This window comes from Thomasclavelia sp., from assembly GCF_047249845.1.
In the GTDB taxonomy this organism is placed as follows: domain Bacteria; phylum Bacillota_I; class Bacilli_A; order Erysipelotrichales; family Coprobacillaceae; genus Thomasclavelia.
In genome coordinates, this window is sequence record NZ_JBKTWO010000066.1 from 1 (window position 1) to 12,931 (window position 12,931).

The 12,931-nt window shown below is 29.4% G+C and carries 6 protein-coding genes; 1 reads left to right on the top strand and 5 read right to left on the bottom strand.

Annotated elements, in window-relative coordinates:
- The 4 genes from ACLR9T_RS12570 to ppaX all read right to left on the bottom strand — a co-directional run.
- On the bottom strand, positions 1-4,611 hold a 4,611-nt coding region (locus tag ACLR9T_RS12570; RefSeq protein ID WP_413109851.1), incomplete at its 3' end, for a discoidin domain-containing protein.
- A 411-nt stretch (positions 4,612-5,022) separates the two neighbouring features.
- Positions 5,023-8,496 carry an alpha-L-fucosidase gene (locus tag ACLR9T_RS12575; RefSeq protein ID WP_413109852.1) on the bottom strand — a complete coding sequence of 1,158 codons (3,474 nt, stop codon included), beginning with the start codon at positions 8,494-8,496 and terminating at the stop codon, positions 5,023-5,025.
- 918 nt (positions 8,497-9,414) lie between these two features.
- Positions 9,415-10,329, bottom strand: a complete 915-nt coding sequence (gene trxB, locus ACLR9T_RS12580) for a thioredoxin-disulfide reductase (RefSeq protein ID WP_413109853.1) — start codon at positions 10,327-10,329, stop codon at positions 9,415-9,417.
- Complete coding sequence (gene ppaX, locus ACLR9T_RS12585; RefSeq protein ID WP_413109854.1) at positions 10,322-10,972, bottom strand: pyrophosphatase PpaX; 651 nt, start codon at positions 10,970-10,972, stop codon at positions 10,322-10,324. The genes trxB and ppaX overlap by 8 nt, the downstream gene beginning before the upstream one ends.
- 655 nt (positions 10,973-11,627) lie before the next feature.
- Between ppaX and bilS the strand changes: the two genes are divergently transcribed.
- Positions 11,628-12,140, top strand: coding sequence for a flavodoxin family protein BilS (bilS, locus tag ACLR9T_RS12590; protein ID WP_413109855.1), 513 nt, complete (start codon positions 11,628-11,630; stop codon positions 12,138-12,140).
- Positions 12,141-12,651: 511 nt separating this feature from the next.
- On the opposite strand, the gene ACLR9T_RS12595 is transcribed toward bilS, so the two are convergent.
- The gene (locus tag ACLR9T_RS12595) at positions 12,652-12,840 is read right to left on the bottom strand and encodes a transposase (protein WP_413109856.1); all 189 of its coding nucleotides are present in this window, start codon (positions 12,838-12,840) and stop codon (positions 12,652-12,654) included.
- Positions 12,841-12,931: the final 91 nt, after the last annotated feature.

Below are 12,931 nucleotides of genomic sequence, written 5' to 3' on the forward strand. Positions count from 1 at the left end.
ATTTACACCTGGTAATACTGCTTGAAGCGCATTCCATGTTGATTCTGTATAATCATTTGCTGTTAAGTTAGCTATTTCATCCATCATCTTTTGTAATGCAATCTTATCACCTTTATAGAATTCTAACATCTGCATTACTTTAGCTAGACGATCAAATGCATTATCGACATCAACTTGTGTAGCACTAGTATTATCATATACAGCCTTTGCATTTTCTAATGCTGCATTGAATTCTTTTACTACTGCTGGTACAACATTTTCTAAACTTGCTTTTTCTGCCATTTTTATTGCAATTGCTAAAGCTTGTTTGCTATTAGTGATATTTTCTAATGCTTTAAATGTTTCAATTAACTTATCACATAATTCATCTAACTGTTCTTGTAATAATTCACTTGTATCTTTAATTGCATCACTTAAATTTTGTCTTGCTTCTTCAAATGCCTTCCAACTAGCTTCACTATATGATTGACTATTTAAATCTTTATAATTTTCTAATAAAGCTTGGGCTTTTGTAATATCTGCTCTTTCTAATAAGCTGTTTAAAGCTTCACTTAGAGCATTTGCAGCCTCATCGATTTGTAACTGGGTAATATAATCAGTATTAAAGATTTCTTTAGCGTATTTTAGTGTTTCTATCATCGAATTATAAGTACTAACGGTATAGTTATCTTGATTACATTCATTAGCATCATTTATTACTTTTTCTAATTCACTTTTATCTACAGTTATTACTTCATTTTCATTATAAAATAATTCAAATTCAAAAATTGAAGGTCGTGAAGCATTTGTAATATTTAGCCTAATTTTTGAAGCTGTAATAGTATCAAAATTATCACTAAATTCATATCCATTTGTAACTCCAGAAACAGCAGTTTTTTCAGAATTATCAACATTATGAGTACTTCCAACAACCCAATTTTGACCATCCCAGTATTCAATATTATAACTCGTTATATAATTATTTGCTGCTTTATATTCTACAATTCTAGTTTGATTTACTGATACTTCTTCATCAAATGTTAATTCTAAAGTTGCACTAGTAACATCATTAGTTGTTGCCCAACGTGTAGTTAATGATTTATCGATAGCTTTAAATCCTGTAAAGCTATCACTATAAACATTACTTGCAACAGCATTTGTTGCTGTACATGCAATGTTTTCTGGTCCTGGAACTTTAACACATTCATTAACAATTTTAAAATTATCTAACTTCCCAATAATCCCATGCCCAATTTTTTCAGTAGGTAAGATCATAGATGTTGATAGATTCTTTGTTACATATGTTCCAAATTCAGTTCTTTTTCCAACACTAATTAACTTATCATTTACATATAAGTTAGTTCCATTTATATCTGCAGTTATCATGATTTTTAACCATTTCTCTGTTTCTACATTATAGTCAAAAACATATGTATAACCGTCACGTTCATAACCTAATTTACCTGTATATTCACCATCTTTATTCTTTTGATTAAGATTAATTTTACCATCTTTTCCCTCAAATAAAGTTGCCCCTTTTGGAGTATCTTTATCAACATATATATCAAATGATACAGTAGCCGGGAAGCCGATAGAATCAAATGGCATTTGTAAATAAGAATCTTCATTTAATACTAAAGAATTACCGCTTATCCCCTTTGCAATAGTAGAATTAAATATACCATTATATCCATTTCCACTATTATCTATTGCTTTATTATCATTAATAGTTTCAAAATCAATATCAACTACTGATTCACTCTTACTTTGAACATATCTAGCTGGATTACTTGTTGCACTAGGACCTGTTTTTAGTAAATACTCGTAAGCTGTTTTAAAATCATCATAAGATTGATCTTCTGTCTTTTCACCATACCAAGTACGTTCTCCAATTATAGCAATACCATACTTTAATCGATCAAAGATATCAAAATCACTTACTCCATCTAATAAAAATCCATCATCATTCCATAATACAACTGAAGCCCCTTTTAATTGTGGATGTGATACTGGTAACACAGCACCACCACTTCCTCGAGTAGTAGTAATATCGTTTACGCTCCATTCATTATACAGCTTTTCAACATTTAAATAATTGTTATAACCATTGTTTCCACCTGGAACAATATATAACCAAGAACCTGAACAATTAATGATTGGATTTCCATTAGCAACAGTCTTTTTTACATCTGACCAGTATGGGGCCCATAAATAGTATGTTACTTCTTTATTTTGTGGTGTAACATATCCTTTAAAACCAGAGCTTCCATCACTAGATGCCCATGCTCTTGCTTCATATCCGCGATCTTGAACATAGTTTGTATAATGATTAATATATTGCTGCATCGCTTCTGAATAGATTGGTGTTACTTTGTATTCATCTGTTCCAAAATGGAAAATTGGTGTTTGAATCACTGCATCACCTGGTGCATCACCAATCAACTCTTGTGTTAATTCATCTATAAAATCGATTGTTGGCTGATGTAAACTAGCATTATTAACATCAGTTGAAGAATCATCTAATATTTTTAAATGACGAACATCATACATATTATTTTGCATTTCTGGAAGTAGTGAAAATACTGCACTATGGGCAGGAGTGTCTAATTCAGTAACTACACTAACTCCATATTTAGCTGCTTCTAATTGATACTCAATATAGTCAGTTTTAGAAATTTGATATGCATGACCTCCAATATTTTTATCATTTTCAATTCTAAATGATGATAAGTCCTTTGTTTGCTTAATGTTTTGTTCTGATCCAATTGTTGTATTAGCAATCTTATCTCCACGATCATCATTAATATGCATAACAATTTCGTTAACCTTAAATAAAGGTAACATTTCAGTAATTTCTTTAATATAATCTAACTTAATTTCAGAACGTGCAACATCTAAAGCAATTGAACGTACTTCATACTTTGGATAATCATGCGCTATTCCTTTAGGAATTTGTAATTCATCAGAATTTAAATATAAAGCTTGTACTACAGAAACCCCACCATAAAAAACACCTTTTACAGTAGTTGAGTTTATAGTGACATAATCTTCAACTGTCATAATATATCCCTCATCACCAAGAACAGCTGCTTTATCATCATTAGTTAACGAAAGATAAATATCACCTTTTTTAGGATTAGTTCCTTTTTCTACATCAGTATCAATCCCTACTAATTTATTTAGATAACCAGATAAAATATTTGCCTGTATCTCTAAACTAGCATCATTATAAATTATTTTTGAAGCATTAGAAATAGAATAATTCCCACTTTCTCCATGCCATTCTTGAATTGTAGGAATTACATTGGGAAATTTATTTTTTCCATTATTTTCATACTTACCATCAACATGAATCACATTATCATTACTACTTATTGCAATGTCATTTTCATCATTTTTATTTGTAATTTTATACATAATATGTACATCTTTATCTACTAAAGGTTGATGATAAATGCCATCTAAATTAATAATTGACTTATAATCTGATCCGTAAATTTCAACATCAAAATTCTTAGTAATAGATTCTGGAAAAATAATTTTTTTATTTGAACTTTCAGGTAATTCAAATCCTTCAGATTCTAATTTTGTAAGTGCCATTTTAGAACTTTCAATTTCCGGTTCCATCATTGCATATTTATATGCTTCAATTTCAAATATGCTTCCTCCATATTTATTACCATTACTAGAGTTAGTGAACATTTTTGTTTGATTAACCTTTATATATCTTACTTCTTGTGAATCAAAAACAATCTGCCGCATATTTTCAATATTAGTCATTGGATTATCTTTTACATCTAAAATTGTTGTATATTCATTACCATCTTTAGAAATTTCAACTATATATTCCAATGGTTCTCTAAAAAAGTTAATATTTATTTGTGATAACACTTCTACTTCTTTTAAATCCACGATAATCCATTGATTATCTATTTTATCTGCTGACCATCTAGTTGTACTATCACCATCAACAACTTTTTCCCCTATAAATTGTGGATATTTCCAGCTATCGCCAACTTTTCCACCTTCTACACCTGAATATGATACATCTTTTGATAAAGCTAAATTTACATTATCTTTTTGTGTACCATTGATTTTAATCTCATAAATTGAATAACCCCAGCTACCTTTTACTGGTTCATTACATTTAATTCGCACATATTTAGCTGAAGTATCATTGATAAAAGAAGTCTTATCAATTGTCTGTTTTCCACCCTTTGCATTAGTATTTATGTATATATCAGTAAAATTTGTCCCATCTAATGAAGTTTGGATTTGATATGATTTCGCATATGCTCCTTCCCAAGAAACATAAACCCTAGATAAATCATACACATTTTTTAAATCAACAGTAATCCATTGTTCTATTGTTCCATCTTCTGACGGTCCTTCGTTTTCACCTAAACCTGTAGCCATTTTAGAACTCCAACGAGAACTTTCATCATCATCAATACCGTCAACTGCTAATGCACCAACTAATTCAGATCGAGCTGGTCTCACACTTGATGTAGTAACAGGTTTATTTAAAGCAATGTTTGTCTCACTAGCATGCACACCTACACTATATGAAAAATTACTTAATAAAAGTGCAGCTATAAGCATACTAAAAAATACCCTTTTTAATGTTTTCATGTTTTCCCCTTTCATTTTTTTAATTAATTTTTTATTAGAATTTTTCTTTTTATTCACTTCCTTTCTTTTATAAAAGCTCTTTTTAAGCGCTTACAAAACAATTTTACATACTACATTAATAAAAATCAATTAATTTTTAAAATAGCAATAAATATTCTTATCAATTACCTCAAATTTGTCAGTCAGTTCTAGTTATTTTATTTATAAAATTACGATACCTGATATGATTTATGTTCTCGGACCGGAGTTTTGCCTCCACCTTCTTCCAGATCCTACCTTATGATAGACACCCTTGATATTGACTAGCAGTTGGCAATTGCTAAGTGAACTTTTACCCTAGATGTACGACATACCCATCATACCTAAAAGGTAACACCTTTATAAAAATGTTACCTTTTGATTTTTTATATTTTAAATCTCTTTTCTTCTTTTTTTATTTCCGTATAACCATAAAGCAGCAATTGCTAGTCCTGCTAGTGGATACATCATATTTGTTGTATCTCCTGTCTTTGTTGCATTTACTGTACTGTCTCCTGATTTTACAGGACTAACATCATTATCCACTGATGGATTTGTTGGATTAGCTTCTAATCCTGCCATTGCTTTTGTTAATCCATTTATGGCATTTTCTACTTCTTCTGCTGTTGCTTCTGGATTACTTAATATTGCGTTTGCATTTAATACTTTATCTGCTACTACTGCCCATGTATCAGCACTGTAGTTAGCACTATTTAATCCATTAGCTTTGTTGATTAAATCTTGCAATAAATCTTTACTTGGCTTTAATCTTAAGCCCAAGTATGCTCTTGTTAATGCATCATATGCATTGTCTACTTCTTCTTGTGTTGCTTTTTCATTACCTAAAACTTCTTGTGCTTTATCTAATTTTGGTAACATAGCTTGCCATGTAGATGGGATATATCTATCTTCTTGTAATCTCAATACTTTATCTATTATTACTTCTAAAAATGATTTATTTACTTTTTCTATTTTTACTAAACCATCTATTTTTGCTTGTAGATTTTTGTATGCTTCATCTACTTCTTCTTGCATCGCATTTAAATCATCTAACACTGTATTTGCTTCACTTAATGCATCTTGTAATGATGTCCAGCTTTCCTGAGTATAGTTTCCTTCTACTAAATCAGCTGTTGAATCTACCAAACCTTGTAATTTAGTTTTATCCCCTTTATAGAATTGCAACATATGCATAGCTGTTGCTAATCTTGCAAATGATTCATCTACTTGTGCTTGTGTTGCATTATTATTAGCTAAAATAACCCTTGCTTCATCTAATGCTGCTTTGAATTCAGTTACTACTGCCGGTACTACCTTATTTAGATCTGCTTCAGTTACTGAATCAGCCATTTCTACTGCTATTTTTAATGCTACTTTATTAATTACCTGCTGAGTATCATTATTATATACTGAAATTTCTTTATACGCAGGTACTTTATCAGTTTTTGAATTAATAACAATTTTTACATAACGTGCTTCTACTGATTCAAATTTAATCGTTTGTTTGGCACTAGTACAAGCAACATCATTTAGAACAGTTTCAAAATTAATTTTTCCATCTGAGTCTTGTTGAGTACCAACTAATATTTGATAAGTATCTGCCCTAGTTACAGTATCTGATGTTCTTCCATCCATACAAATTTTATTAAATTTTTGTTGTTTACCAAGATCTATAACAATATAAGACTCGTTTGCTCCATCAACAGGTCCCCATAAAGTCATATCATCACCATCAATAGCATTTTCAGGAACAAAATTATTATCATATGGTCTTGGAGAAGCTTCTACAATAACCTTTTCTAATGCTAGATTAGCATTTCCTTCAATTAATTCTAATTTATCTTTTTCTTTAATTATTAAATTCTTCCATGCTGTAATATCAGCATTGCGTAAATCTGTATCCCCATCTAATTTTTCTTCTGCTCTATCTACTTGATCAAGCAATCTTCTCATACTTGCTTTTGTATAAATACTGTCTTCTATATTACGACATTCATCAATTAATTGTCTTAATTCAGCTTTTTCCTTCTCACTAGCTAATTCATTAGCTCCAATTGCAGATCCTTTAGCAATATTCATTAGATCAGCAGCTTTATATACTGTAGCTATATCATCTTCTACCATATGACCAGTTTTATCAATTCCCATATTTAGTAAGAAGACATTACCACGGCTGTGAAGTTTTTCTCTACTTTGTAGAATTGATTCTACAGGATATAAATCTCCTGAATTATATGAATTATCCCAGAACCAAGAGAAACCTCCAAATGGATTTCTTACACATACTGTTTCTTCATAAGGTAAATAGTAATTTTCTTTATCATGTGTAAATATTTTTGGTTCATCATAATCAGCAATTGTTTTCCCATCCCAGGTTTTAAAATCCGTAGGGAAATATTTAATGTTTTCATATTTTTTGTAGTTGCTAGGATCTGTTATAGCACCATTTTTCGCTCCAATAGTTTGATTAACTCCTACTTGACAATTTGGTTGTAATGATTTGATACAGTCATATAATTCTGGTAAATACCAGCGTTCTGCAGACTTATCCCATGCTCCATCTAACCAGATTTCACTTATTTCACCATATTCTCCACCAAGTAACTCTCTTAATTGGTTCATCATATGTTCTGCATAAACTAAATCATCATTATAATAAGATTCATGACGATTCCAAAGTGAGTAATATAACCCTAATTTAATTCCATATTTTTCACATGCTTTAGATAATGCTTTTATTACATCAGTAGTATTTCCTGATTCAGGATTAGTACATTTATAATCAGTATATTTAGTATCCCACATACAGAATCCATCATGATGCATTGATACTGCTACAATATGTGTAAAACCAGCTTCACTAGCTACTCTTGCCCATTGATCAGCATCAATAACATCTGGATTATAAGTATTTACAGGTATCGTACCATCTGACCATTGTAAATTATTAAAAGTATTAATACCAAAATGCATCATTAAACCATAATTTCGGTTTGTCATCATATCTAATTGTGCATCTGAAGGTTCTTCTTTATCCCCTTGGGGAGTTGGAGTTATATAGCCACTATAGATATTCTTTTTCACTGTTATGCTTCTTCCATTTGATTCAGCAGTAGCAGTAATTGTTACTTTCCCTTTTGATATTCCCTTTACAACTCCATCATTTGATACCGTGGCAATAGATGGATCACTACTTTCAAATTTGAAATTGACTTTTTCATTTGGAATAACTTTTCCTAAATCATCAATACAATTTTTATCAAGTGTTAAAGTTTTATCCAAATCCACATAAGAATACTCTGAAAGAGTAAATGTATCCAGAGTTTGAGGCGCATTAGGATCATTCCAATATATTTCTAATTCTGCCATAGCAGGAATAGCTTTACCTTCTTTAGGAACCATTTTAATTTGCACATATTGACTAACATGGTCATCAAAAGAAAGAATCATATTGGTTTCTGTACATGATTTAGATGCTATTTCTTCCCACGAGCTTTTATCATTACTTGCTAAAATAACAATTTTGTCAGTTCTAGCTACCGTATCATTAGTACGACCATAAAACTTAATACAATTATATTTTTGTTCAGATTCTAAATTGATAATTAAATTGCCAGATTGGGGATAATTTCCAACAGGCCCCCATAAAGTATCTTTATCCCCATCAACAGCATTTTCAACTGCATATCTACTAGGATTATCAGGCTGGATATAAATATCCGGGCTACCTTCTACTGGTTTATTAAGTGCTAAATTTTTTTCAATATTATTTTTAAAAATCTCTGCTGCTTGTACATTACTAGGAATTACTAATGCAACGATTACAAACAGAAAAAATATTTTCCCTAATATTTTGATTTTTTTCATTTTTTCTTCCCTCTAATTATAATATGATATTATTATAAATTAACTATTTTTAATTTTATTTGTCTAAATGATAAAATACTTATTAGATTTTAATTATTTTTTTAATTGCTGTTTATTGATAACATATTTATCTAAAAATATATTCATGTAAAAACAAATGGTTAAAATTTGAGAAAATGAATTCAAAATAAGAGTCAATATAGAATATTATTATTACATCTTAAAACAGATATTATTGTTACCACAAAATACTGTTATACAATTATTTAAATTCTAAAAGCCCTAAATTAAAAAGCATAAATAATCTTTTTTTAGGTATCTTAATAACGAGTTTAATCTCAAATTTTATATTTTTACATTTATTATGACTAATACAAATGGTATTTTTAGCATAAAATACTTCAACACAAATTATTTATTAATTAATCCCTCCTTTATAAAACTTCTAATGATACCGGTTACATTTAGCTTGTATTTATAATATATCATTTTTATAGTATAAATATTTACACTTTTTAAATAAATATTTTGATTTTTTAATTATAAAACTTTATTATTAAAAATTATATTCTCCTTTTTAAGATAACAAATTCATTTGAAAAGTGTTACTGCAGTTATATTAAATAAAAATATAACTATACAGAAAACAACATAAAAAAATTCAAACAATATAATAGAAAAATATATTTTCTTAAAAGCAAAACTGCTTTAAAAAATTTTAAATTTACTTATTTTAAAAAAGTAAATCTTATTTATATTATTTCTTCTCATATAAATCTTCAAAAGATAAAACATAAGAAACTCCATCTTACACACACTCTTATCCATAATACTTTTTTTAGTTCTTTATTTACTCGACTGTAAATAGTAACAACAAACTAAAATTTCTATTAACTAAAAAGAAGTCGACTATGACTTCTAACTTTGATTCTCTATATAATGAGCAATTTGTTGTCCAGCAATTGCACCATCATTTGTTGCTGTAACAACTTGTCTTAATACTTTCTTACGTACATCTCCAGCTGCATAAATACCCGATACCTTAGTCTGCATTGTTTCATCAGTTATAATATAACCATGTTCGTCTGTAATATCTAAATCTTTTACAAATTCAGTAATTGGATCTAAGCCTACAAAAGGAAAAACCGCTTTTACAGATAATTCACTAATTTCACCAGTATTACTATCCTCTATAGCTAATTTATCAACCTTATTATCCTTAGCAATTAAATGATGTGGTTTTCTTAGGAAATGAATTTCAATTTTATCATTATTTAAAACATGTTCCTGAATAATTTTATCTGCTCTAAAAACATCTCGACGAACAATTAAATGAACACGATTAACAAATTTAGTTAAATAAACAGCCTCTTCTAAAGCCGAATTACCACCTCCAACAACCGCTACTTCTTCACCTTTAAAAAATGGTCCATCACAAACAGCACAATAAGATACACCATGGCCTGTCAATTCTTCTTCCAGTGGAATTCCCATTTTTCTTTCTTTTGTCCCTGTAGCAATTAAAACAGCTTTAGCCTGGTAAGATTTATCATTTGTAACAACCTCTTTAAAATCGTTATGATCAATAATTTTAGTTACTTCACCATATTCCTGTTTACCCCCGAATGATAATGCATGTTCATACATCTCATATGCTAGTTCAGGTCCTGTTTTCTTTTTCTGACCAGGCCAATTTTCTATTTCTGCACTAACATTTAATTTTCCTCCAGGTGCTCCTGCATCAAGCATCATTACATCTAAACCAGCTCTTGAGGCATATAAACAAGCACTTAATCCTGCTGGTCCTGCTCCAATAATAATTAAATCAATCATCTTCACACACTCCTTCTATATATGGGATTATTTCTATCATTTTATCAACTAATAAATCCGGATTTAACTCTTGAAGTTTTTTAAACCCCTTAGGTGACCACTTTACAGCTATTGTCTTCACTCCAGCATTCTTACCAGCTTCAATATCTGTAATATTATCACCAACGTATATTGCCTTTTCCACTTTTAAAAGTTTCATTGCCTTTAAAATACCTTCAGGATCGGGTTTTGTTGTTCTAACATCATCATAACCAATCACAACATCAAAATACTTTTTTAAATCAAAAGTATTTAATCCTATATCAGCTGCTATCTTTAATTTAGTTGTAACAATTGCAAGAGGATAATCTTTATTTTTTAAATATTCTAATGTTTCAATCACCGATGGATAAACATAAACAAAATCCTTATGATGACTATGATTGTAATCATGATAATATTCAATTAACTCATCAACTTTTTCACTAGAAAAATACTTTAAAAAAGATTCTTTTAGTGATGGTCCTAAAAAAGATAATAACTCATCCTCACTTAATATATATTCTGGTTTATATTTCTCAAATACTTTAATAAATGTTTTTTTAATTAATTTATCAGTATTTAAAATTGTTCCATCTAAATCAAATAATATTGCAGTATTCATTAACTCACCTACTTGTTATAGTATACCATAGCTTGGCTAATGATATAACAATTATGCTTTATTATTTAAAATAATAGGGTTATACTATTAAAGAGGTGATAAGTGTAAAAAATAATTAAACCCAATCGTGAGAAAAAACAAAAAAGACGAATTTAAAAACAAGTTCAGTCTTACTTAGAAAAAACAGAATATTATTTAGGAATATCTTGAATTGATGTTACATCAAATCCCTGTGATTTTAAAAAGTCTAGTACTGACTCAACTGTATAATTGTTTTTTTCTTTCCTGCACTTTCATTATTGGGGGGAGAAGTTCCAGCCTAGCACAATTGAAACAGTGGATTTTCAGCAAAAAAAAACTCCTTTCAAAAAGGAGAAGCGGCATTGACTGTCAGTCAGCGAAATATTACTAAAGTTGATAAAAACAATCTTAAGTGTCCAGGCTCTAAGTCCTATTTGTTTGTGCTTGAAAGACTGATGGCGACTTATAAATATTCAGGATATTCTATAAAGAGTAGAATCGCTTACTCACCTCCACGTGCTCTGTAGTATACCACCTCTCTTATAGAGATACTACAAAAAACGATTGGAGAGAAATTCTTTTTAATAAAATGTTTGTGTCCTACCAATATAGGCGGACGGAAATGGAGGAAATTATGAAAATAGCAATAGTATTTGATAGCAATACTGGTAATACTAAAAAAATTGCCACATGTATTAAAGACACTTGCATAAATGAAGATATTGTTTATTTTGGCAGCCCTAAAAATATTGAATCAGTTGATTTGATTTTCATTGGAACATGGATCGATAAAGGAACATGCAGTAAAAAAATTCAAGATTTTATTAATTCTCTTTCTAATCAAAAAATTGCTTTTTTTGCTACTGCAGGGTTTGGGCAATCTACTAAATATTTCGAAAGTTTGGCTAAACGTTTTGATAATTTAGTAAGTTCAAGCAATCAAATTATTGGCCATTTCTTTTGTCAAGGAAAAATGCCTTTAACTGTTCGAAGTCGCTATGTTGAGATGATTAAAGAACATCCTGATGATAAGCAGCTTCAAGTTAATATTGATAATTTTGATGCGGCTCTGTCACATCCAGATGAAGATGATTTAGCAAATGCTAAAAAGTTTGCTTTAGATATGATTAATTGCATGACTAAATAATTTAAAAGACAATGCATCATTAGTATATACTTGATTGATACATTGTCTTTTTATAATCCTTTATAAAAACTATATCTAAAATTACAACAATTTTTTATTTTATTTAAATATTATCAAAACCTAAGGAAATAACAATAAAAATGATATACAATGATTAGAGGTGATTAACTATTGTAAATCAAGCGATTTATAAAAAATTTATATATAGATATCAAATAACGCCAAAAAGGAGTTTTTCAACTCCAAAAAAATTATTAGCGACAACTGTTGATTATTATTTTAATAATTTGAAATCAAAATCCATATCGTTTTTTTCTAGATGAAAAATGATACGGATAAGTTTTCTGGCAACATGAGTCTGTGCAACTCGCCAGTGTTTTCCTTCTTTGATTGATAGTCATATATAACAGGATTGTTTAATGCAAAAGTATCTACAACATTCGTGATAATTTGACGAAGATGAGAAGGGCTATGTTTTACTATGTGACCTTTGAAATTATCTTGTCCAAACTCATTTCTGGATGATTCCTGCATACGCAAGTATCTGGTTATGATTCATATAATTATGAACTTCACCAAATTCAGCATATATTCCCGTAGCAGGTACTTCAGAAATTCCTTTGATTGTATGTATATGACGATATTCTTTGATGATTTTAGCTTCAATATCTTTTATTTTAGTATTAATATTTTTGTAGATTTAAAGCAAGGTGCTAAGTTCAAAAAGATAAATCTCATCAGTTTTAGTTTTCCTAAGAGTTGAGGCTTTGGAAAATTGTTTGATTAAAAAA